General features: G+C 56.9%; 25 protein-coding genes. 9 read left to right on the forward strand and 16 right to left on the reverse strand.

The annotated features are described in order from the left end of the window. Positions 1-141 precede the first annotated feature (141 nt). Genes CBW65_RS05295 through CBW65_RS05305 form a run of 3 tightly spaced genes read left to right on the forward strand, consistent with a single transcriptional unit; the run spans position 142 to position 4,009 of the window. The gene (locus CBW65_RS05295) at positions 142-1,746 is read left to right on the forward strand and encodes a spore germination protein (protein WP_087455947.1); all 1,605 of its coding nucleotides are present in this window, start codon (positions 142-144) and stop codon (positions 1,744-1,746) included. Next, positions 1,743-2,888 (forward strand): GerAB/ArcD/ProY family transporter, encoded by a 1,146-nt coding sequence (locus tag CBW65_RS05300; RefSeq protein WP_087455948.1) that lies wholly within the window; start codon positions 1,743-1,745, stop codon positions 2,886-2,888. The genes CBW65_RS05295 and CBW65_RS05300 overlap by 4 nt, the downstream gene beginning before the upstream one ends. Beyond that, positions 2,885-4,009 carry a Ger(x)C family spore germination protein gene (locus CBW65_RS05305; protein ID WP_087455949.1) on the forward strand — a complete coding sequence of 375 codons (1,125 nt, stop codon included), beginning with the start codon at positions 2,885-2,887 and terminating at the stop codon, positions 4,007-4,009. Before CBW65_RS05300 ends, CBW65_RS05305 begins: the two co-directional genes overlap by 4 nt. 48 nt (positions 4,010-4,057) lie before the next feature. Here CBW65_RS05305 and CBW65_RS05310 read toward each other — a convergent pair whose 3' ends face one another. The 3 genes from CBW65_RS05310 to rpmE all read right to left on the reverse strand — a co-directional run bounded on the left by CBW65_RS05310 (position 4,058) and on the right by rpmE (position 5,718). Next, positions 4,058-4,717, reverse strand: a complete 660-nt coding sequence (locus tag CBW65_RS05310) for a YhcN/YlaJ family sporulation lipoprotein (protein ID WP_087455950.1) — start codon at positions 4,715-4,717, stop codon at positions 4,058-4,060. Positions 4,718-4,840: 123 nt separating this feature from the next. Continuing rightward, a complete protein-coding gene (locus CBW65_RS05315; protein ID WP_087455951.1) occupies positions 4,841-5,452 on the reverse strand; it encodes a thymidine kinase in 612 nt (203 codons plus the stop codon). Between the two features lie 68 nt (positions 5,453-5,520). Continuing rightward, complete coding sequence (rpmE, locus tag CBW65_RS05320) at positions 5,521-5,718, reverse strand: 50S ribosomal protein L31 (RefSeq protein WP_087455952.1); 198 nt, start codon at positions 5,716-5,718, stop codon at positions 5,521-5,523. Between the two features lie 268 nt (positions 5,719-5,986). On the opposite strand from rpmE, the gene CBW65_RS05325 reads away from it, so the two are divergent. Then, positions 5,987-7,276 (forward strand): helix-turn-helix domain-containing protein, encoded by a 1,290-nt coding sequence (locus tag CBW65_RS05325; protein WP_087455953.1) that lies wholly within the window; start codon positions 5,987-5,989, stop codon positions 7,274-7,276. A gap of 273 nt (positions 7,277-7,549) precedes the next feature. Beyond that, positions 7,550-7,777: a hypothetical protein gene (locus CBW65_RS05330; protein ID WP_087455954.1), complete on the forward strand. Its 228-nt coding sequence runs from the start codon at positions 7,550-7,552 to the stop codon at positions 7,775-7,777. A gap of 36 nt (positions 7,778-7,813) precedes the next feature. On the opposite strand, the gene CBW65_RS05335 is transcribed toward CBW65_RS05330, so the two are convergent. The 3 genes from CBW65_RS05335 to glpX all read right to left on the reverse strand — a co-directional run bounded on the left by CBW65_RS05335 (position 7,814) and on the right by glpX (position 11,533). Next, entirely contained in the window at positions 7,814-9,088 is a 1,275-nt protein-coding gene (locus CBW65_RS05335) for a radical SAM family protein (protein WP_087455955.1), read from the reverse strand. A 57-nt stretch (positions 9,089-9,145) separates the two neighbouring features. Continuing rightward, complete coding sequence (gene rho / locus CBW65_RS05340) at positions 9,146-10,462, reverse strand: transcription termination factor Rho (protein WP_232463447.1); 1,317 nt, start codon at positions 10,460-10,462, stop codon at positions 9,146-9,148. A 102-nt stretch (positions 10,463-10,564) separates the two neighbouring features. Continuing rightward, positions 10,565-11,533, reverse strand: coding sequence for a class II fructose-bisphosphatase (gene glpX, locus CBW65_RS05345; RefSeq protein ID WP_087455956.1), 969 nt, complete (start codon positions 11,531-11,533; stop codon positions 10,565-10,567). Positions 11,534-11,683: 150 nt separating this feature from the next. On the opposite strand from glpX, the gene CBW65_RS05350 reads away from it, so the two are divergent. The 4 genes from CBW65_RS05350 to CBW65_RS05365 all read left to right on the forward strand — a co-directional run bounded on the left by CBW65_RS05350 (position 11,684) and on the right by CBW65_RS05365 (position 14,632). Further along, complete coding sequence (locus CBW65_RS05350; protein WP_087455957.1) at positions 11,684-13,189, forward strand: M1 family aminopeptidase; 1,506 nt, start codon at positions 11,684-11,686, stop codon at positions 13,187-13,189. A gap of 78 nt (positions 13,190-13,267) precedes the next feature. Continuing rightward, a complete protein-coding gene (locus CBW65_RS05355; RefSeq protein WP_157721787.1) occupies positions 13,268-13,510 on the forward strand; it encodes a hypothetical protein in 243 nt (80 codons plus the stop codon). 11 nt (positions 13,511-13,521) lie between these two features. Continuing rightward, entirely contained in the window at positions 13,522-14,172 is a 651-nt protein-coding gene (locus tag CBW65_RS05360; protein ID WP_087455959.1) for an ankyrin repeat domain-containing protein, read from the forward strand. Continuing rightward, entirely contained in the window at positions 14,165-14,632 is a 468-nt protein-coding gene (locus CBW65_RS05365) for a hypothetical protein (protein WP_157721788.1), read from the forward strand. Before CBW65_RS05360 ends, CBW65_RS05365 begins: the two co-directional genes overlap by 8 nt. A 22-nt stretch (positions 14,633-14,654) precedes the next feature. On the opposite strand, the gene CBW65_RS05370 is transcribed toward CBW65_RS05365, so the two are convergent. The 10 genes from CBW65_RS05370 to CBW65_RS05415 all read right to left on the reverse strand — a co-directional run bounded on the left by CBW65_RS05370 (position 14,655) and on the right by CBW65_RS05415 (position 21,481). Beyond that, positions 14,655-15,779, reverse strand: a complete 1,125-nt coding sequence (locus CBW65_RS05370; RefSeq protein WP_087455961.1) for an N-acetyldiaminopimelate deacetylase — start codon at positions 15,777-15,779, stop codon at positions 14,655-14,657. Next, positions 15,779-16,489, reverse strand: coding sequence for a 2,3,4,5-tetrahydropyridine-2,6-dicarboxylate N-acetyltransferase (gene dapD / locus CBW65_RS05375; RefSeq protein WP_087455962.1), 711 nt, complete (start codon positions 16,487-16,489; stop codon positions 15,779-15,781). The genes CBW65_RS05370 and dapD overlap by 1 nt, the downstream gene beginning before the upstream one ends. 48 nt (positions 16,490-16,537) lie before the next feature. After that, entirely contained in the window at positions 16,538-17,182 is a 645-nt protein-coding gene (gene fsa / locus CBW65_RS05380; protein ID WP_087455963.1) for a fructose-6-phosphate aldolase, read from the reverse strand. A gap of 27 nt (positions 17,183-17,209) precedes the next feature. Continuing rightward, positions 17,210-18,067 carry a class II fructose-1,6-bisphosphate aldolase gene (gene fba / locus CBW65_RS05385; protein ID WP_087455964.1) on the reverse strand — a complete coding sequence of 286 codons (858 nt, stop codon included), beginning with the start codon at positions 18,065-18,067 and terminating at the stop codon, positions 17,210-17,212. A 62-nt stretch (positions 18,068-18,129) separates the two neighbouring features. After that, positions 18,130-18,945, reverse strand: a complete 816-nt coding sequence (kce, locus tag CBW65_RS05390; RefSeq protein WP_087455965.1) for a 3-keto-5-aminohexanoate cleavage enzyme — start codon at positions 18,943-18,945, stop codon at positions 18,130-18,132. 5 nt (positions 18,946-18,950) lie between these two features. Next, positions 18,951-19,346: a 3-aminobutyryl-CoA ammonia lyase gene (gene kal, locus CBW65_RS05395; RefSeq protein ID WP_087455966.1), complete on the reverse strand. Its 396-nt coding sequence runs from the start codon at positions 19,344-19,346 to the stop codon at positions 18,951-18,953. 33 nt (positions 19,347-19,379) lie between these two features. Continuing rightward, positions 19,380-19,751 (reverse strand): response regulator, encoded by a 372-nt coding sequence (locus tag CBW65_RS05400; RefSeq protein WP_087455967.1) that lies wholly within the window; start codon positions 19,749-19,751, stop codon positions 19,380-19,382. A gap of 206 nt (positions 19,752-19,957) precedes the next feature. Next, positions 19,958-20,134 (reverse strand): hypothetical protein, encoded by a 177-nt coding sequence (locus CBW65_RS05405; RefSeq protein ID WP_157721789.1) that lies wholly within the window; start codon positions 20,132-20,134, stop codon positions 19,958-19,960. Between the two features lie 76 nt (positions 20,135-20,210). After that, complete coding sequence (gene def, locus CBW65_RS05410) at positions 20,211-20,699, reverse strand: peptide deformylase (RefSeq protein ID WP_087455969.1); 489 nt, start codon at positions 20,697-20,699, stop codon at positions 20,211-20,213. 17 nt (positions 20,700-20,716) lie between these two features. Beyond that, positions 20,717-21,481, reverse strand: a complete 765-nt coding sequence (locus CBW65_RS05415) for a type III pantothenate kinase (protein WP_087455970.1) — start codon at positions 21,479-21,481, stop codon at positions 20,717-20,719. Between the last annotated feature and the right edge of the window lie 3 nt (positions 21,482-21,484).

Here is a 21,484-nt window from a genome sequence, read left to right on the forward strand (position 1 = left end):
CTCCCCGCATTTCGGGTATAGTATAACATTCTAAGTATAATAGAGAACTTTAGTTCCGTCAAAATGGGAACTCCTCATAAAAGAACCAAAATGTGCAAATGGTAAGGGCAAGAATTCCCTTTTGGAAGGAGGGAACCCCCGATGATGAAATTATTTCGGACGCTGTTAAAGAAAGCGCACAAGAAACCGTCTTACGATGACCCCGGTCAACAGCCGGCCACTCTGCCCCAAGGCAAACTCGGCTCCTACGCAGAGAACGTCAAGCATATCCGGCAGATCTTCCAAGAGGCGATCGACGTCAAGATGCGCGATCTGCCGCCGGGCATGATCACCGATTCGGAAGTGTTTGTCGCCTATATCGAACCGCTGATTGCGATGGAGATGGTGGAATCCGCTTTTGCAGCCATCTCCGCGCTGACCAAAACGCCGCACAATCTGCGCCCGAACGAAATCTCCGGTGTGATGGACGTCAAAAGGCTGGAGAATCTCGATGATACCACCCAGTACCTGCTGTTTGGCTGGACGATCTTTTTTATCAAAAGCACTGGAGACGCCTGGGCGGTCAACACCTACAAGCCGCCTGTGCGCAACATCGACCGCTCGGAGACGGAAAGCGTCATCCTCGGCCCGCAGGAATCGTTTAACGAGTCGATCCAGATCTCGCTGGCCATCCTGCGCCGCCGCATCCGTACGCCCGATCTGAAAGTCAAATTCGTCACCGTCGGCAAATACACCAAGTCAACGGCGGCGATCGTCTATGTCAATGACATCGCCCAGCAAGAATATATCGACTCGGTCGAGCAGCGGCTGCAGGCGGTCGAGATCGACGGCATCTACGATGCGGGTGATCTCGTGCAGTTGATCGACGACAACCCTTACTCGCCGTTTCCGCAGTTTCACATGACGGAGCGGCCGGAGCGGATCGCCTCGCATCTGCTGGAAGGGAAAATCGCGGTCCTCACCGACGGCTCGCCGTTTGTGCTCAGCGGACCCGCTTCGTTTATCGAATTCTTCCAAACCGGCGAAGACTACTCCAACCGCTGGGTGTCCGCATCGGTCATCCGCACCTTGCGCATCGTCGGTGTCGTCATCTCGATCTCGCTTTCCGCGCTGTATGTGGCGGTCGTCACCTACCACTATCAGATGATCCCAAGCGACATGCTGGTCTCCTTGACAGAGTCGAGAGCGCGCGTGCCGTTCCCACCGCTTTATGAAACCCTGCTCATGGAAGTCACGATCGAACTTTTGCGCGAAGCGGGCGCGCGCCTGCCGACCAAGGTCGGGCAGACGATCGGTATCGTTGGCGGTATCGTCTTGGGACAAGCGGCCGTATCGGCCGGCTTCGCGTCCAACATCCTGATCATCTCCGTCGCGCTGTCGACGATCGCATCGTTTATCACGCCTTCGTACATCATGTCGGGGGCGCTTCGCGCCTTGCGCTTTTTCCTGATCATTTTCGCCGGGTTCTGGGGGCTGTACGGCCTGTTCATCGGCCTGCTCCTGATCATGCTCCACTTCCTGCATCTGACCTCGCTTGGCGCACCGTACCTGTCGCCCTTTGCGCCGATTCGCATGAGCGACTGGAAGGACACGTTTATCCGCGCCCCGCTGCCGTTTATGAAATTCCGGCCGACGATCACCCGGCCGCGCCAGACGCAGCGCCAGGCCTTCAATTCCAAGTCTTCGCAGCGCGCCGTGCCGACCGATGCGGCGGTTGACAGCGATAAAGGAGGGGAACAGTCATGAAACGGACAGAGTCGCACAAGTATTATGCGTTGCGCTCGCTCGACTTTTCCCAAACGGTGCTCTTTGTGCAGACCGTTCAGGTCGGCATCGGCCTGTTCAACCTGCCCCGCCTCGTTTCTGAAAAAGCGGGCCATAGCAGCTGGATCTCCATCCTGATCGCCGGAGCGATCATTCAGGTCGCCATGATCGTCATCGTCAAGCTCTTGCAGCGGTTTCAAAATCTGGACGTCTACGCGATCATGAATCGGCTGTACGGCAAATGGCTCGGCAATCTGCTCGGCGCCATTTTTGCTCTGTACTGCGTGTTTGTGGCGGCGGTCGTCACCCGCAGCTACGTGGAAATCGTCCAGCAATGGCTGTTTCCGACCACCTCCACGATCATGTTTTACATCCTGCTGATCCTGCCCACCGTCTACTGTGCGCTGGGCGGCGCAAGGGTGCTCGGACAGTTTGCCGTGGTCACCTTTTTCGGCACGATCTGGATGATGGCGCTGCTGATCGTGCCTGCGCAGGAGATACAAGGCGATTACTATCGTCCGCTGCTGGATTTTAAAGTTATGGAATTGCTCAGCGCCACCTGGCAGGTGAGCGTCTCAGCGGTCGGCTTTGAGCTCTTGATGGTGATCTACCCCTTTTTGCAATACAAAAAAAAGACCATGCTGGCCTCCTCGATCGGCGTTTGGATGACGACGGTCATCTATCTGATCGTCGTGCTGATCTCGATCGGATTTTACTCGCAGGAACAGATCAAAACGATGCTCTCGCCCACCTTGCATCTGTTTAAAATCGTCATGCTGCCGATCATCGAGCGCATCGAGCACATCGGGATCGTCACCTGGTCGTTTCTGGTCGTCAACACCGCCGCATCCTACCTCTGGGCGGCCGGCCGCTATCTGATCCGCTTTAACAAATGGAAACCAAATACCTGCATCTTGCTGATCGCCCCCGTTTTGTTTGGGATCGGCATCTATCCGACCGACATGTTGACACTGACCCAGATGCAGGATCTGGCAGGTCTGATCGGCGTGATCATGTCGATCGCCCTGCCTCCGCTGCTGTTGATCACGGCGCTGATCTTCCGCAAAAAGGCGGAGCAGACCCCGCCAGAAGACCAGACCAAGGAGGAGGTGCAGGCTTCATGAAACAGCGACATCGGTTCCTGCTCTCCCTCCTTGCCGCCGCTGTGCTGGTCACCGGGTGCGCCCAGCAAAATGTGCTGGAGGACCTCGGCCTGATCCTCGTCGTCGGCTATGACGTCGACAAAAAAGGCATGCTCAAGCTGACCGTCGCCATGCCGGAGGTCTCCGAGGAAGCGAAAGAAAAAGTGCAGATCATCACATCGAAAGGTGATCTGTCCAAAGAAGCGCGCAGCAACATCTCGATGGCGACCGACCGCCAAGTGGTCTCCGGGCAGCTGCGGACGGCCGTGTTTTCAGAAACGCTGGCCCGGCAAGGCCTCTGGCGGGTGCTCGACACGTTGCAGCGCGATGTGAACATCACCGCGTCGCTGATCCTGTGCATCTCCGACGGCAAGGCGCAGGAAATTCTCACGGCCAGCTACAATGACCGCCCGCGGATTGGCAAATTTATCTTTGAACTGCTGCGCAAAGAAGCGAAAAACTTCACCGTTCCGCGCACCACCCTGCATGAATACATCCGCCAATATCACAGCGACGGCTCCGACCCGGTCATCCCGTACGTGAAGATGCATGGGGGCAATCTGGCGGTTGCTGGCACCGCGCTGTTTCGCAATGACGTATTTGTCGGCTCTCTGTCACCGGAAGAGACCAAGATGCTCCTGCTTTTGCGCGGCTCAGGCGAAGGCGGCGACATCAAGCAGGCGCTTCCCAACGGGAATCGAAAAGGCGAAGGTGACGACGCCGCTGAGCAGATCATGCTGACCTTCGTCCGTGCCAAACATAAATATAAAGTCGCGATGAAAGACGGTGTGCCCCATGTGACATTTGACGTAGACGTCGCCGGACAGGTCATCGAATACACCGGCTCGAAGCCTCTTTCCGATACGAAACAGTTGCAAAAAGTCGAGCATGAGCTGGAAAAAGGGCTGACCGTGCGCATGGAAGATCTGCTGAATCAATTGCAGAACAAATACAAATGCGATCCGATTGGCATCGGGGACCACATCCGCGCCAACGGGCTGTATCCGGCGTGGAGCGAAAAGGTCTGGCGCGATGCCTACGCCGACGCGAAGATCAAAGTCAATTTCAAACTGAACATCATCCGCACCGGGATCATCAAATAAAAGCGGAGCCGGCAGTTGGCCGGACTCCGCTCTTGCTGAGACTCACCGTTATCGGTTGGTTGCCGGCATCATGTTTGGACCGACCGCCGGAATGTTTTTCGTCAGCTCCATGAAATCATCGTTGTACAGCGACAAGGAGTGCCCTTTGCGCATCTCGTCAGCAAGCCGCTGAATCTGGCGGGTCTGGGCGCGGTCGGTGGTGATGTGCACGCGCTCAAACACCGGCGCCTGCACCAGAATGCGCTGGCGAACAAAGTTCACGAGGTCAGCCTTTTGATTCGGGCGCACGGTGCGCTCCAGGTTCAGCCCAAGCACCACAGTGCGGCCGACGACAACGGCACGCGAGTTGGCCACCCCGTCAACCGAAGACGCCAGGTCCTGAATGCGGTCTGCTGTCGACGTCGGGTAGATTCCCTGCGAGGCGTTCGTGCTGCCCGGATAGGTAAACGAGCGCAGGTCGACCGACGGGTTGTTCACATCGTTGGCGCCGGAGAGATGCTCTTTGTCACCGTCGCCGTCCACGTCGATGTTCTTGTTGTCGAAGCGCGGCATGTCGACCTTTTCCTGCCCCGGCGCGACATTGTTCGTGTTGACGCCGTAGCGCTGCTGGTTGCGCGCCAGGTCATTGGTCGGCGAACACCCTGCTGCGAAAGACAGGGTCAAGATCGCTGCTGTGAGGCCTGTGATCCATTTGAAACCTTTCTGCATCAAGGTCACCTCCTCCTCGGTGTTGTGCTTATCTTGCCCGCGAAGCGGCGCCCTGACACTGGAAACGAAAAGCAAGCGGCCCTTCCCGATGGAAGAGCCGCTTGTTGGTACGTATTTGAATGATTACGTAGTAGAAATAGCCGGAAGCGATACGGATGTGCCGGTTGGAACTTCGTGACAGTGTCGGCAGCGCGCTTCGTAGGACTCAGACGCGCCGACCAGGATCACCGGATCGTCGAAGCCTGCAGGCTTGCCGTCGATCAGGCGCTGGTTGCGGGTCGCAGGGTCTGCACAGACCGTGCAGATCGCCTGCAGCTTGGTCACATACTCTGCGGTCGCGAGCAGCATCGGCGTCGGGCCAAACGGCTCCCCGCGAAAGTCGGTGTCCAGCCCCGCTGCGATCACGCGAATACCGCGCTCGGCCAGCTCTTGGCAGAACGGCACCACATCGGGGGAGAAAAACTGCACTTCGTCGATCGCGACCACCGTGGTCGCTGCATCGAGATGGGCGCGAATATCGGCCACATCAACGATCGCGACGGCATCCACCTTGTCGCCGCCGTGCGAAGCGACCGCCGTCGCATGATAGCGGTCGTCGATCGCCGGTTTGAACACTTGCACCTGCTGGCGGGCGATCTTCGCCCGTTTGACACGTCTGATCAACTCTTCGCTTTTGCCGGAGAACATGCTGCCGCAAATCACTTCGATCCAGCCCGGCTGTTTCGTAAAGTACAAGCCTGATCTCTCCCTAATAAAAAAACAGGGCATGCGCCCTGTTTTTTCTATACTGTATAGATCGCGGACTACAGGTTGTATTTCTTCTTGAACTTGTCGACGCGACCGCCTACGTCTGCAAACTTTTGCTTACCAGTATAGAACGGGTGGCACTGCGAGCACACGTCGACTTTGAGGCTTTCTCTAGTCGAGCCCATTTCGAACTTGTTGCCGCAAGCGCAGGAAGCAGTAGTAACGAAGTACTTCGGATGGATATTAGCTTTCATTCTTGTCACCTCTTTCCTGGTCATAGATTTTGCCATGACCCTTTGTTCATACACACTGCAAGCTAGTATACCACAATCTCTTTTTTCGCCGCAAGATTTTCTGGTCCTAGGGAAAAATTCCCTGATTTTGTGTGTAATAAATGTTAGAACGCTTTACAAACTTCAAACGAAGGTGTACCTTAAATATAAGGAATTACGTAATAATCGAACGCTTAACTATAGTGCGTGATCAATCATAACTCAAATTAACGGTTCAGGAGGGTTTAATTTGATATCTTTAGGACAAAAAATCCGGGAACTGCGTGTGCAAAAAGGCCTGACTCAGCAGGAACTTGGCGCCGGGATCGTCACGATCTCGATGATCTCACAGATCGAGTCGGACAAAGCATATCCTTCCCACAAAGTGCTGGAGCAAATCGCAGAGCGTCTGGAGACGCCGATCGAATATTTTATTGCCGATATGCAGACACAAATGGAGCAGACCAGCACCTATAAGCTGGCAAAGGCCTATCTGGCCGCCAGCAATTTTGAACAGGCGATCCCTTTATTTCGCGAACTGATCGGCAATCCGGCGCCGCATCTGCCGGTGCACGAAGTCCAGTTCGATCTCGCCGAAGCCTTCCTGATCTGCGGAGAGATCGAAAAAGCGGTCGAACTGTTTGAACAGGTCTATGATACGGTCATCCGCAAAAATGACGACCATACCGCCCTGCTCTGCCTGAACAAGCTCGGTGAAGCACGCTATAGCCAGGAGAATTTCCCATTGGCGCTCTACCATTGGCGCAAAGCATATGAGACATTTTCCCGTTTGAAAGAGATCGATCCTTATACGCGCGCCCGCATCGTCACCAATTTAGCGCATGCGCATTATCAGCTCGGCGAATTTGAAGACGGCATCCGCTTCTATCGGGAAGCGTACAACCTGCTGCGCGGCACAACCAACTTGCGCCAACTGGCCGATGTGTACCTTGGGCTTGGGGTCTCTTATAAAAAGCTGCGCGACTTTACCCGCGCCATCGATTATTGCCATGACGCCTTGACGATCTACGAGAGCTTGCAGAACAGCAAGCAGGCGATCGATGTCAAAGCCAATTTTGCCTTGGTCGAAGCGGAACAGGGCCGGCTCGAAAAAGCGATCGATCTGCTGCATGAATGTCTCGCCGAATACCGCAAGCTGGAGATTCCGAGCGATGATGCGAAAATTCACGGCGAGATCGCCAAGCTCTATGTCCAAGCCGGCAAGTTGCAGCAAGCGGAAGCGTTCTGCCAGGAATCGTTGTTCCTGCTCCCCGACAATGCGCACAATCTCGCCGCCGTCTACCACGCGCTGGCGATCGTCAAACGCGAGCAAGGCGACTTTGCGGCTGCTGTCGACTGGTACGAGCGCACGATCACCACGCTGAGCGAACAGGAGCACCTGCGCGAACTGCGCTTCGTCTATCAGGAGCTGGCCGATCTGTATGAAACGCAAAGCGATTATATCAAAGCGACCGATACGCTGCGCCGGATGCATATCATCCTCGACGAGACCCTGCGCAAAATCGGGATTATGGTCTGAGAAATTCGACGAAATATGACGGTCTGTCCGCATTGGACAGGCCTTTTTTGTCGATTCTTTGCACATCGTGTAGCATCTTGTTACAAATTGTAGATAATTTTATAATCACTTTTTGCCGAAATACGGTTGTATTTGTAACTTTGATCTGTATAATAATTTATAGCGCAGATAGCAAGACCATTATCAGAACTTAATCCTTCAAAAAGTCCTACCAGTTCATCACAGCAAGATTCGCGGCACGATGATTCTACTTTCTCGGGAGGCACAACACTCATGAAAAAACTTATCGGCATCATGTTTCTTTCTACTGTAGCGATGGTTACGGTACTGGCAGCTCCGCAAGGCAACGCAGGAGCTTGGTGGACCGACTTTGGTCCGAACATCGTGGCAGAAGGTGACGAAGGCACTTCCACCACGACCGAAGATGACGGCGCAGTTGTCGTCGAAATCGAAGAGCCGGTCACCAACCTCTGGTGGACCGACCACGGCCCGAACCACTAAGTTTTTCGTTTCACGTATAAAGCCCTGACCAATAGGTCAGGGCTTTTTCATGTGCTTGCGGAACTCGGACGGCGGAATGTGCGTGTAGGAGCCGATCACCGTGTTGGGGCATTCGCTCTTGAAGATGTCGAGCATCGTCTTCATGCCGAGCAGGTCGCCTTTCGCTTGCGGGATCGTGCCGAGGTACAGCTCCGGGTCGATGTTCAGGTTGCGCATTTGGATCAGTTTGACGTCATTTTGGTTGATGAAGTCGACCATCGCTTCGATCTCCTCTTCGCGGTCGGTGACGCCCGGGAAGATCAGGTAGTTGATCGACGTGTACACGCCTTTGTCGGCCGCGTATTTCAAGGAGCGACCCACGTGCTCCACCCCGTACAGGCGCGGGCGGTAATAAGCGTTGTAGTGGTCGTCGAGCGCGGAGATCGTCGAGACGCGCATCAGGTCGAGGCCGGCGTCGGTGATCAGTTTGATCATGTCGACCAGTCCGGCGTTGGTGTTGATGTTGATAAATCCGCGGTCGGTCTCGGCGCGCACGCGGCGGATCGCTTCGGCGATGTCGACGCCGCGCGTGGACGGCTCGCCTTCACAGCCTTGTCCAAACGAGATGATCGCGTCGTCCGATGCTTTCAAGTGGTGCAGCATCAGCTCCACCATCTCTTCGACGGTCGGCTTGAAGTCCATCCGCACTTGCGGCGACGGGAACGGCGAATCGTCCGGCTGTTCGGAGATGCAGCCGACACAGCCCGCGTTGCAGGTCGAAGAGACCGGCAGCGCGCCTTCCCAGCGTTCGAGGAACGTGTTGCGCGAGGTCAGGCAGCCGTAGCCGAGCGCGCAGTTGCTGAGATGCTTCCAGATCCGATTGTCCGGGTAGAGATCGGTGATCTGCTTGACTTGCTGTTCCACTTTGTCATCCGGGAAGATCGTCGGATTCCAGCGGTACGGGTCGTCGGTCGCATCGGCGGCGACGTAGAACGCGTCGTCTTTCCAAACGACTGCGGTATAGCCAAACAGCGGGAACGGTTCGGCGTCGTCTCCCTTGGCATAGCCCGGCAGCAGCAGGCGGGTGAAGCCTTGCGGGAGCAGTGCGCCGACGGCGGTGTAGGCATCGCCGGGCAGCGCGATCGTCTTGCCTGTCTCCGGGTCAAAGCCCAGCGCTTTCGTGCCCGGCAGCGAGACGAGGGTAGCCCCGTCCGGCAGCGGGATCAGTTCTTCTTCATAGATGTCGGTCAGAAATTCCCCGTTGCGCCCGAGGGCGAGCAGGTCGGGGTGGTCGTAGATCTGGCCTTTTTTATCTGCATAAACGAGATGCATCGCTCATTCGTCCTCTCTGGTGGTGATCTGTCTTATGATAACACAAAAAGGGACGGATTAACGTGCGTCCGTCCCTTTTGCTTCCTCTTTGTTCAACTGCTTCGCTTCCTTGGATCCTTCGATCGTGGCGAGGAAATCCTCGTTCGTTTTCGTTTTCTTGAGCGTCTTGAGGAAGATGTCGGTGAAGTCCGGGTTGTCGCTCATCGACTTGCGCATCGCCCAGATCTTGTCGAGGTGATCCTGGGAGAGGAGCAGCTCTTCGCGGCGCGTGCCCGATTTGCGGATGTCGATCGCCGGGAAGATGCGCTTCTCGGCCAGGCGGCGGTCGAGTTGCAGCTCCATGTTGCCCGTGCCTTTGAACTCCTCATAGATCACATCGTCCATCCGCGAGCCGGTGTCGACCAGCGCGGTGGCGAGGATGGTCAGCGACCCGCCTTCTTCGATGTTGCGCGCCGCGCCGAAAAAGCGCTTCGGGCGGTGCAGCGCAGCCGGGTCGATACCGCCGGACAAGGTGCGGCCGGACGGCGGGATGACGAGGTTGTAAGCGCGGGCGAGGCGGGTGATCGAGTCCATCAGGATCACGACGTCTTTGCCGTGCTCGACGAGACGCATCGCGCGTTCCAGCACCAGTTCGGAGACTTTGATATGATTCTCCGGCAGCTCGTCAAACGTCGAAGCAACCACTTCGGCGTTGACCGAGCGCTGCATGTCGGTGACTTCTTCCGGGCGCTCGTCGATAAGCAGCACGAACAGCTCCACTTCCGGGTGGTTGGTGGTGATGCTGTTGGCGATTTCCTTGAGCAGCATCGTTTTGCCCGCTTTCGGCGGCGCGACGATCAGACCGCGCTGGCCGAAGCCGACCGGGGTCAGCAGGTCGATGATGCGGGTCGAATATTTCTCCGCTGCCGTCTCCATCGTGAACTTGCGGGTCGGGAACAGCGGGGTCAGCGCCGGGAAATGAATGCGCTCCGCCGCCACTTCCGGGGACACGCTGTTCACCGCTTCGACCTGCAGCAGGCCAAAGTAGCGCTCGTTTTCTTTCGGTTTGCGCACTTTGCCGGAGACGCGGTCGCCGGTGCGCAAGTCAAAGCGGCGGATCTGCGAAGCGGCGACGTAGATGTCTTCGCCGGACGGTGTATAGCCGACAGGACGCAGGAACCCGTAACCGTCCTGCATGATGTCGAGCACGCCTTCCGCAAACATAAACCCTTCGACTTCCGCCTGGGCGCGGAGGATGGCGAAGATCAGCTCGCGTTTTTTCAGCGTGCCGTAATAAGGAATCTCGAACTGTTTGGCCAGTTTATACAGTTCGGTCAGCTTCATCAGTTCCAACTCTGCGATATTGTGCAAAGCACGTTCACCTACAATCATCATGATGAATTCAACACATTAAAGCATTATACCATAGTAGCCGCATTCTTCCTACTTTATGCAGGACGAATGCGGATACACGAGGTATGCAACTGTGTAAATCGGTTACACCATGACGAGGTGCGGCTTTTGGTTGAGCTTGTGGCGGGCTTCGACGAAGCGGACGGTGCCGGTCTTGGCGCGCATGACCAGCGAGTGCGAAGTCGCGATGTTGTGGCCGAGGAAGCGCACGCCTTTGAGCAGTTCGCCTTCGGTGACGCCGGTCGCAGCAAAGATCGCATCATCGCCTTGGACGAGGTCGTCGAGCATCAGGATGCGGCTGTGGTCGGTGATGCCCATTTTGATGCAGCGTTCGATCTCCGCATCCGACTCCGGCTTGAGGCGGCCTTGCATTTCCCCGCCCATGCACTTCAGCGCGGCAGCCGCGAGGACGCCTTCCGGTGCGCCGCCGGTGCCGAACATGATGTCCACGCCGGTCTCGTCAAAGCAGGTGTTGATCGCCGCCGCCACATCGCCGTCGGAGATCAGCTTGATGCGCGCGCCTGCGGAGCGGATCTGCTCGATCAGCTCTTGGTGGCGCGGGCGGTCGAGCAAGATCGCGACAACTTCGGAGATGCTTTTGTCGGATGCTTTGGCGACCGCTTCGAGGTTTTCTTTGACGGTCGCGTCGAGGTGTACCATGCCTTTGGCGCGCGGGCCGACCGCGAGCTTTTCCATGTACATGTCAGGCGCGTGCAAGAGCGCCCCTTGCGGTGCGACCGCAACGACGGTCAGGCCGTTCCAGAGGCCTTTGGCGACGATGTTGGTGCCTTCGAGCGGGTCGACGGCGACGTCGAGCGCCGGGCCTTCGCCGGTGCCGAGCTTTTCGCCGATGTAGAGCATCGGAGCTTCGTCCATCTCCCCTTCGCCGATGACGACGGTGCCTTGCATATTGACAGAGTCAAACATCGCGCGCATTGCGGTGGTTGCGGCGTTGTCCGCTTCGTTTTTCTTGCCGGTGCCCATCCATTTGGCAGATGCCAGCGCGGCCACTTCCGTGACGCGCACAATCTCCATTGCTAATTCGCGTTCCATGTTGAAAATAACCCCTTCCGTACTCAAAGTTCGGGTATATTATATCACAATGGTTGTATTGTGTTATACTGTTTTCTTTTTGAAGGAACCTACGTATGTTTGTCGAAACTTGTAGCGTTTATTACAGAACGGGAAAGGGGGGCTCTGACGGTGAGGCGCGGGAAGCGGTTTTTGAAGCTGTATTCGCTGATGTTGACGATGCTGGCGACCTTGACGATTTTGGCGGTGGTGCTGCGTCCGGTGGACGGATGGGTGCCGCTGCTGAAGCAGCAATACACGCTGCATTTTGGCCCGCAGGTGTTGAACCTGCACCCGCTGGCGACGCCGACGCCAACAGAGCCCGTCTATGAGATCAAGGCGCAGTTTCATGGAGACTCCGGGTTGATCAGCGGGCAGATGAATGTGACGGTGCCTGAGCTGCGGCTGGACGGATTGCCGCTTTATTTATATGTGCCGATGCAGGTGTATGGCGTCAAGGTGAACGGGACTGCGGTCAAAGCGCAGGTGTCGGAAGGACAGGTGCTGGTGCCGGTGAAAAAAAGCACCGCCCCGCAGACGGTGACGCTGACGTTTCGCACGCAGCTGCCAAAAGCGCCTTCGCGCACCGGCTATTGGCAAGGCGTGGCGACGGCGTCATACTGGTACCCGATCGTCGGGGTCGAGCGCGACGGCGAGTGGATGAAGCGGCCGGCGACGCTTGGATTTGGCGATCCGTATCTGATGGACCTTGGGAATTACCGGGTGGAGCTGACGACGCCCGGCGCGTTTAAGTGGTACTCGTCGGGTGTGCAGACCGGGGAGCAGAAGCTGGAAGACGGGCGGAAGATGCTGACCTTTCAGGCGCAGAAAGTGCGGAACTTCGCGATGGTTGGCGGGGCCGGTTTTGCAGAGACGAAGTATCGGACGGAGGAAGGAATGTTGGTGACGGTCGCGTCGGTGGCAAAAGCGGATCTGGGACGTGCTGCGGCGCTGACCCGTTCGGCGGTGAAGACCTATACGCAGAGGATCGGGACCAATCCATACCCGGTGCTGAGCGTGCTGGAGCTGCCTGCGGGGACGATCTATGCGCATGAGCTGCCCAATCTGGCGTTGTTCGCGCAGGACTTGTGGGAGTATGACGACCCGGAGCATTGGATCGTGCATGAGATCGCCCATGCGTGGTTTTATAATGCCGTGGGCAACTACGAGGTCGAGACCCCCTGGCTGGATGAAGGTCTGGCCGACTATGCCGCCCTGCTGGACATGGAGCGGCGTGAAGGCGCCGGTGCGTACCAGGCGCGGATCAACGATGCCTGGAAGCGGTTCGCGAACAACTACACCTATTCCCCTTATCCGTACGGAACGTCCAACCGCGTGAAAACCGGCAAGTCGGCGGTGCCATACGGGACGTATCAGACCTCGCAGGCACATTATTACTACACCTACCAGCGCATGGTGCTGATGTATCATGACCTGCGCAAGCTGCTGGGCGACGAGGCCTTTTTCAAGTTTTTGAAGCAGTACTATTTGAAAAATGCGGGGCGTACTGCGACGAGAGCTGACTTGGAGAAAGCTTTGGCTGACATCGAGCCAAAAGCGGTCGGCAGGCTGAAGATGTGGCTGGACACGCCGAATGACGAGCTGATCGGAAACGTGGCGGGGCGGTTTCAGAAATGAAAAAGGGAAACACGCGGCGAGGAATTGGATAAGATTAGGCGAATATAGTGCAAGAAGACGATTGGGGGAGGGATGCTGGTGGAACGCTTGCTGGTCAAAACTGCAGTCTACAGCTTTTTCTCATGGTTCGCACTTATCTTTTTGTTTACTCCGAATAAGAAGGTCATCAGAAACGGCAGCATCGAGGAGATCACGTATCGTGCTGCCGGGGAATATCTGCACAGTTTATTGTGGATGACCACGCTTTTTACGGTGCTGACAGTTCTGATCGCGCTGCTGTTTATGATTTTTTCCAAGTCATCAAATCAACAGAAAAAGTAGGAGGCTCATAGATGAGCGCACAAGACTTTTTGCAAGCATGCGCATCGGGTGATCTCGATGCGGTGAAACAATCGGTGGAAGGAAATCCGGAGCTCTTGAACCTGCGCAGCACGACCGGGCAGTCGCCGGTGTTGGCGGCGGTGTATCATGGCAAGATGCAGGCGGTCGAACTGCTGTTGGAACTGGGCATCGGGCTGGACGTGTTTGAAGCGGCGGCGCTGGGCAAGGAAGCGCGCGTGCGTGAACTGGTCGATGCGGATGCAACGCTTGCCAAAGCGTTTGGCAACGACGGCTTCACCGCGCTGGGACTGGCTTCGTTCCTCGGACATCTGCCGGTGGCGGCGTATCTGCTGGAGAAAGGCGCGGAGGTCAACTCCGTCTCGAAAAATAACTTCCAGGTCATGCCCTTGCATTCTGCGGTGGCGAACCGTCACCTCGCCATCGCCGAACTTCTCTTGCAGAACGGCGCAAACGCCAACGCCCACCAGCAAGATGGCTTCACCCCGCTTCACGAAGCAGCTCAAAACGGCGACGAAGCGATGATCTCCCTGCTCCTCGCTCACGGCGCTGACCGCACCGTCACCAAAGCGGACGGCGAAACCCCGCTGCAGACTGCGCTGAGCCACGACCGCGCACAGGCGGCTGAGCTGCTGCGTGACTAAGAAAAAACTTGGCATCGCAGCTAGCCTGTTACTTGCTCTGGCCCTGCTCTACTGGTGGTGGCCGTACAAATATATGATGGAGGAAACGCCTGCGCTTAACGAGCCGTTTCAAGCTCTGCAAGTGGAACCGGGGGCCAGCCAAGAGGTTGAACTGCCCTACGAGTATGACACCTTGTTGGTCATCCCGCCGTACACGCAGAAAGAGAAGCTCAAAACGCTCGGCTTGTCATGGAACCTCAGACGCCAAGTCGGCGTCAATCTGACGATGCACGAGGCATATCACCTCTATGTGATCCAAGACGGAGAGCTGCAGGGCTATACCTTGCTCGGGGCTGATTTTTCCACGACGAACAGCGGGGATCTCCTCCGCATCGACGCGCCCGATCTCCTGACTGTCAGGCATATCCCAAACAAAAATCGCCCTTTGGTATTGGGCACAGCAAAAAGGTCTTCCCTGTGATGGGAAGACCTTTTCTCATATCTTACGCCTGCTGTGCTTTCCACGTCAGGTACTTGCTCATCAAACGCACGGCGACGTCGATCGCCTGCTCGCTTGGTTCGATCTTGGAGTGGTGCAGCCCGTACGGGGTGTCGGCACCGAGCCAGAACAGGAAGCCGGGGATCGCTTCGAGGAAATAGCCGAAGTCTTCGCCGGTCATCGCGGGCGGGCACTCGATCAGGTTGACTTCGCCTGTCTCGCGCACCCAGTCCATGAACTCGGTGGTCAACCTCTCGTTGTTGTACACCTGGCAGTAGTTCGACCCATAGTCAATCTGCGCCTCGCACTCGAATCCAGCCTCGATCCCCTGCACCAGCGCCTCGATGCGGCTCTTGACCTTGCGCATCGAGTCGAGCGACATCGTGCGGATCGTGCCTTCCAGACGCGCATGCTCGGCGATGATGTTCTGGCGGGTGCCGCCGGTGATCTTGCCGATCGTCACCACCGCCGAATCGAGCGGGTCGACATTGCGTGCCACGATGCTTTGCAGTTGCGTGGTCAGATGCGCCGCCGCCACGACCATGTCATTCGCCGTATGCGGGAATGCCGCATGGCCGCCTTTGCCTTTCAGGTCGATGAACAGCTCCGACGTGTTCGCAAACAAGATCCCCGGACGCAGCGCGATCGTGCCGACCGGATACTCCGGCGCGATGTGCAGGGCGAAGATCATGTCCGGCTTCCACGCGGCAAACTCGACGCTTTCAAGCATCGGCTGCGCACCGCCCGGACCTTCTTCGGCCGGCTGGAAAATGAAGATCAGATCGTCATCCACAGCATGCTCCACAAAATGCGTCAACACGCCCAGCCCAATCGTCATGTGCACATCATGCCCGCAGGCATGCATGTAGCCTTCATGCTCGGAACGAAACTCGTACGACGTCTCCTCCGTGATCGGCAGCCCGTCCATATCGGCGCGGTAGGCGATGCGGCGCTGCGGGTTCAAGCCTTTGACTTTCACCAAAATACCGGTGCGCCACGTCTTCAACTCCAGCCGCTCCTGCGGCAGCTTTTGCAGATACTCAAGCAGGAACGCCTGTGTCTTGAACTCCTGAAAACCCGGCTCCGGGATGCGGTGCAAAGCTCTGCGAATGTCCGCGAAGGTGCTCATTACAGTTGGCGCAGCTCCTGCATGATCTCCGTTTTCGACTTGGTCTTCGCGTCGATGTCTTTGATGATGCGCGCCGGTGCGCCTGCCACCACAACGCCCGCCGGGACGTTTTGCGTGACGACAGCGCCTGCTGCGACGACAGAGCCTTTGCCCACGCGCACGCCTTCGAGGATCACCGCGTTGGCGCCGACCAGCACGTCATCTTCGATGACAACCGGGTCTGCAGACGGCGGCTCGATGACGCCTGCGACAACTGCGCCTGCGCCGATGTGGCAGTTCTTGCCGATCGTGCCGCGGCCGCCGACCACTGCGTTCATGTCGATCATTGTGCCTTCGCCGATCACCGCGCCGATGTTGATCGAAGCGCCAAACATGATGATCGCGTTGTCGCCGATCGTCACCTGGTCACGGATGATCGCGCCCGGTTCGATGCGGGCTTTGATGTTTTTCATGTCGAGCAGCGGAATCGCCGAGTTGCGGCGGTCGTTCTCGACCACAAAGTCTTCGATCTTGTCAGCGTTCGCCGACAGCACCGGCTCAACCTCTTTCCAGTCGCCAAACAAAACGCCGACGTTGCCTGTGAAGAACGTTTTGATCTTTGCGCCAAACTCGATCGCGTCGAGCTGGCCTTTGATATGTACTTTCACCGGGGTTTTCTTCTCGCTCTTGCCGATGTATTCAATAATCTGACGTGCATCCATCATTTCCAAAATATCCAATCTCCCTTCAGTATGAGAAAAAGCACCTGCAGCAGGTGCTTATTTCATCGCTTTGTTCCAGTCTGCCAAAAAGCGCTCGATCCCCTGGTCGGTCAGCGGGTGCTTCACGAGCGACTCCAGCACGTTCAGCGGCAAGGTGCCGATGTGCGCGCCGGACAGCGCCGCCTGATGGACATGCATCGGGTGGCGGATCGACGCGGCGATGATCTCGGTATCGAGGTTGTGGATGTCAAAGATCTCCGCGATGTCGCGGATCAGTCCCATCCCTTCCATCGAGATGTCATCGAGACGGCCGAGGAACGGCGAAACAAACGTGGCTCCTGCGCGTGCCGCCATCAGCGCCTGGTTGGCGGTGAAGACCAGCGTGACGTTGGTCTTGATCCCCTGCTTGGCGAAACGGTGCACAGCTTTCAGGCCTTCGAGCGTCATCGGGACTTTGATCACGATGTTTTCATGCAGCGCGGCCAACTTCAAGCCTTCTTCAACCATGCCTTCCGCATCGAGCGAAATGACTTCGGCCGAGATCGGGCCGTCGACGATCTCCACGATTTCTTTGAGCATTAGGGTGAAATCGCCGCCTTCTTTCGCCACCAGCGACGGGTTGGTGGTGACGCCTGCAATCACGCCGAGCTCAGCGGCGCTTTTGATTTCAGCTACATTTGCAGTATCGAGAAAAAATTTCACGAATCTCTGCCTCCCTTACCAAACAGCTTACGCGCGGCCGGACGAACCAAACAAGCGCATCTTCTGCTTGACGGTCTCTTTGATCGCTTCACGAGCCGGTTTCATGTATTTGCGCGGGTCATAGACGTTTGCGTCTTTGCCCAACACTTCGCGGATGATCGCAGTCATCGCCAACTGGTTCTCGGTGTTCACGTTGATCTTCGCAACGCCAAGCGAAATCGCTTTGCGGATGTCTTCATCCGGAATCCCCGAACCGCCGTGCAAGACGAGCGGCGTGGTCGGCAGCAGGTCGCGGATCTCCTGCAGACGGTCGAACGCCAGCTCCGGCTTGCCTTTGTACGGGCCGTGTGCCGAGCCGATCGCCGGCGCCAGCGCGTCGATGCCCGACTCCTGCACGAGGCGAACCGCATCGGCCGGAACGGCGAGGGTGGCGTCGCGCTCATCGACAGTCAGGTCGTCCTCGGTGCCGCCGATGCGGCCCAGTTCGCCTTCCACTTCGATGCCGACCGGATGGCACAGGTCAACGATCTCTTTGGAGAGACGGATGTTCTCTTCCAGCGCATAGTGCGACGCGTCGATCATGATCGAGGAAAAACCGGCCTTGATGCACTTCATGACGAGGTCGCGGTTCGGACCATGGTCGAGGTGCAGGATGACCGGAACTTTAGACGTTTCCATCGCCACGCGCGCCATCGCCACGGTGTATTCCAGACCCATGTACTTGATCGCGCCTTCGGACACGCCAAAGATCACCGGGGATTTCTCTTCGTTTGCCGCTTCGATGATCGCTTGCGTGAACTCAAGGTTGTTCATGTTGAACTGGCCGACAGCGTATCCGTTCTTGTAGCCGTCGAGCAACACTTCTTTAAAGGATGCAAATGCCATTATGTACCCTCCGTCCTTCCATCGATTGCATGCTGGTGCTTTCCATTCCCCATCATACCAAATTACAGAGGGAGTCCCAACATTTTTCTCACTTCATCAGGCGTTGCCACTTCGCGCCCCAGCTCGTTTGCCAGACGCACTATGCGCTCCACGAACTGCGCGTTGCTTTCGGCCAGTACGCCTTTCGTGTAGTAGATGTTGTCTTCGAACCCGACCCGCACGTGGCCGCCGAGCAGAATCGCCATCGTCGACAAGGGCAGCTGGCTGCGTCCCACGCCGGCCACCGACCAGGATGCGCCTGCGGGCAACTGCTTGATCAAGTGCAGCAGATTCTCCGGCGTCCCCGGAATCGCGCCGGGCACTCCCATCACAAAGTCAAAATGAAGCGGCTCGGTTGCCAATCCTTTTTTGACCAGCCGCATAGCATTTGTTATCATGCCCACCTCGAAAACTTCAAATTCGGGGCGGACGCCATGCTCCTGCATCGTTTGTGCAAAAGTCTCCAGATCTTTAGGCGCATTCATGAACACATCATCGCCAAAATTGACCGTGCCGGTGGTCAGCGTCGCCATCTCCGGCCTAAGCGTCACCGGCTGCAGGCGCTCCTCGGGCGTCATCCAGACCGCTCCGCCGGTCGAGACCTGCACGATGACCGGGCACAACTCATTCGTCTTCTCGATGATCTGGCGGTAGATCTCTTTGTCCTGTGTCGGGGTGCCGTCGGCGTTGCGGGCGTGCACATGCACGATCGCCGCGCCTGCCTTCCAGCACTCGAACGCGCTCTGTGCGATCTCATCCGGGGTGATCGGCAGGTACGGGGTGTGCTCGCGGGTGACTTCCGCGCCGGTCAAGGCGACGGTGATGATCAGCTTCTCCACTACACTCAACCTCCCAAACGCTGCTTGTCTTTCGGCGTCACACAGGTGCCGCGCGCATAGCAGACCAGAATCGGCTCAGCCAGCACATCGGCGGCAGACGGGTTGCTCGGATCGACGTTCGCCTGGATCACCTTGTAGGCGTGAAACTCCATCTGGCGGGACGTGTTGCCGATTTTCGTGATCTTGCCGTGCGCTTCGATATAATCGCCGGCAAAGACCGGCGCTTTAAACTCTACACAGTCATAGGCGACGAACAGCCCTTCGTCGCCGTCCAATTGGATCAACAGCTCTGTCGCCACATCACCGAACAGACCGAGCATCCGGGCTCCGTCTACAAGGTCGCCGCCGTAATGCGCATCGTGCGAACTCATGCGCAGGCGGATCATCGAAGTGTGTTCCATGTTGTACTTACCCCTTCCTGTCCAATGCAATCCTTACGAGACCAGTTGCTGGTTGACCGCTTCACGCAGCTCGTCGATGTCAAACGGCTTGGTGAAGTGCGTGATCGCGCCAAGCACGGTCGCTTCTTTGATCAGGTCAAGCTCGCCGTACGCGGTCATCATGATCACTTTCGTATCCGGCTCGATGTTGCGGATGTGACGGAGAATCTCCAGGCCGTCCATGCCCGGGATCTTCATGTCGAGCAGCACCAGGTCCGGCTGCTCATCCTTGACGATTTGCAGGGCGGTGACACCGTTAGGCGCTTGGAAAATCGTGTAGCCTTCTTTATCCAGAACTTCATGCAACAATACGCGAATGCCGTATTGGTCGTCGACGATTAATACCTTTTTATCTTTGCTGCCCATCGAGTGAGTCCCCTCTCATCAGATCGTTCAGATGCCATGAGTGTACAGTTTCGCGTCTCATGAGGAAAATCCTTTTCCGCATTGATCAATAACTGACTTTCCCTTAAATTTCGACTATATGCGACAAAATATTTTTAATAATGTGTAAAATTACGGGAGTTCAGATCGAATTATATGTGGAAAAAGGGGGCAGTAGAACAAGCGGTTTAGTTCAGCCGCTGTTGTTTGGAGAGGTCTTGCGGGTCGAGATTGTCGAGGCGCTGCTGAAGCTCTTCCACTTGGGAGGTGACAGTTTCCAACTGTTTTACCATCCGGTCTTGCAGATCGACCATCCGCTCGATGATCGACATCAAGTTGCGAATCATCTCGTCTTGATCAGCCATACGCTCAGCTCCTGTCTTGTCCCATTCCTCTTCATTATGAAAAAACCCTTGCCGGTTCGCAAGGGTTTTGTTCACTTTATTCGGTTTCCTGCACTTCCGTCTCTTCGATCGGGTAGGTGTCGATCGCCTTGTCGGTGTACAAAATGCCGTCGAGATGGTCGATCTCATGCTGGAAGACGCGGGCAAAATAGCCATCTGCCGGCATCTCATAGGTATTGCCGTCGCGCTGCTGGAAGCGCAGGGTGAGCTTCTCAAAGCGCTCGACATTGCCGCGCAGTCCCGGAATGGACAGGCAGCCTTCCACGTCGACGACCGAACCCTCTTTTTCCACGATCACGGGGTTGATCATCTCAATCAGGCCGCCGTGATCATCGCCGTAGTCGACGACGATCACGCGCTGCGAGATGCCGACTTGCGGCGCGGCGAGGCCGATGCCGTTGTAGTCGTACATGGTGTCGGCCATGTCGTCGAGCAGTGTGAACAGCTCCTGGTCAAACTTGGTCACCGGCTCTGCGATCGCGCGCAGCACCGGGTTCGGATCGAGCACAACTGGTCTTACTGCCACAGGCTTTTCCTCCCTTTTTACTGGTTGCGGTCCCAGATGATCCGCAGCCCGTCGAGCGTTAAATTGTCGTCCTGTATCTCGATCTCGAAGGACTCGGCGGAGATCAGGTTCGCCAGTCCCCCGGTCGCGATGACTTTGAACGGCAGGTTGAATTCTTTCTTAATTCGCGATACGATGCCGTCCACCTGCCCGGTGAAACCGTAGAGCACGCCGGACTGCATGGAGGTGATCGTGTTGCGGCCAACGACGCTTGGCGGACGGGTGATCTCGATGCGCGGCAGCTTGGCCGCATGGCGGAACAAGGCTTCGGTCGAGATGTTGATGCCCGGCGCCACGACGCCGCCCATATAATCGCCGACATCGTTGATCACGCAGAAGGTGGTCGCCGTGCCGAAATCGACGATGATCAGCGGGTAGCCGTATTTTTCGATCGCGGCGACCGCGTTGACGATGCGGTCCGCGCCGACTTCCCGCGGGTTTTCATACTTGATGTTCAGGCCGGTCTTCACGCCCGGTCCGATGACGATCGGCTTGTGGCCAAAGAACTTGTTCGACATCTTCTCCAGAGCAAACATCAGCGGCGGCACGACCGAAGAGATCGCGATGCCGGAGATTTCGTCGACGGTGATACCATTGTCGGCGAGCATCATTTTCACGAGGATGCCCAGCTCATCTTCGGTGCGCTCGCGGATGGTCGCGATGCGCCAGTGATAGAGCAGGTCTTGCCCCTTGTATACGCCAAGCGTAATATTCGTATTCCCTACATCCAGAACGAGTATCATAAG

Origin of the sequence: Tumebacillus avium (assembly GCF_002162355.1) — a bacterium.
Lineage (GTDB): Bacteria > Bacillota > Bacilli > Tumebacillales > Tumebacillaceae > Tumebacillus_A > Tumebacillus_A avium.

Coding starts and splice junctions, on each gene's coding strand:
- CBW65_RS05300 (WP_087455948.1), top strand. CDS start 1,743: ATGAAACGGACAGAGTCGCACAAGTATTATGCGTTGCGCTCGCTCGAC.
- CBW65_RS05400 (WP_087455967.1), bottom strand. CDS start 19,751: ATGGGCAGCAAAGATAAAAAGGTATTAATCGTCGACGACCAATACGGC.
- CBW65_RS05360 (WP_087455959.1), top strand. CDS start 13,522: ATGAGCGCACAAGACTTTTTGCAAGCATGCGCATCGGGTGATCTCGAT.
- CBW65_RS05370 (WP_087455961.1), bottom strand. CDS start 15,779: ATGAGCACCTTCGCGGACATTCGCAGAGCTTTGCACCGCATCCCGGAG.
- rpmE (WP_087455952.1), bottom strand. CDS start 5,718: ATGAAAGCTAATATCCATCCGAAGTACTTCGTTACTACTGCTTCCTGC.
- CBW65_RS05310 (WP_087455950.1), bottom strand. CDS start 4,717: ATGCAGAAAGGTTTCAAATGGATCACAGGCCTCACAGCAGCGATCTTG.
- CBW65_RS05330 (WP_087455954.1), top strand. CDS start 7,550: ATGAAAAAACTTATCGGCATCATGTTTCTTTCTACTGTAGCGATGGTT.
- CBW65_RS05415 (WP_087455970.1), bottom strand. CDS start 21,481: ATGATACTCGTTCTGGATGTAGGGAATACGAATATTACGCTTGGCGTA.
- glpX (WP_087455956.1), bottom strand. CDS start 11,533: ATGGAACGCGAATTAGCAATGGAGATTGTGCGCGTCACGGAAGTGGCC.
- CBW65_RS05335 (WP_087455955.1), bottom strand. CDS start 9,088: ATGCATCTCGTTTATGCAGATAAAAAAGGCCAGATCTACGACCACCCC.
- fba (WP_087455964.1), bottom strand. CDS start 18,067: ATGGCATTTGCATCCTTTAAAGAAGTGTTGCTCGACGGCTACAAGAAC.
- CBW65_RS05305 (WP_087455949.1), top strand. CDS start 2,885: ATGAAACAGCGACATCGGTTCCTGCTCTCCCTCCTTGCCGCCGCTGTG.
- kal (WP_087455966.1), bottom strand. CDS start 19,346: ATGGAACACACTTCGATGATCCGCCTGCGCATGAGTTCGCACGATGCG.
- CBW65_RS05405 (WP_157721789.1), bottom strand. CDS start 20,134: ATGGCTGATCAAGACGAGATGATTCGCAACTTGATGTCGATCATCGAG.
- rho (WP_232463447.1), bottom strand. CDS start 10,462: ATGATGATTGTAGGTGAACGTGCTTTGCACAATATCGCAGAGTTGGAA.
- CBW65_RS05295 (WP_087455947.1), top strand. CDS start 142: ATGATGAAATTATTTCGGACGCTGTTAAAGAAAGCGCACAAGAAACCG.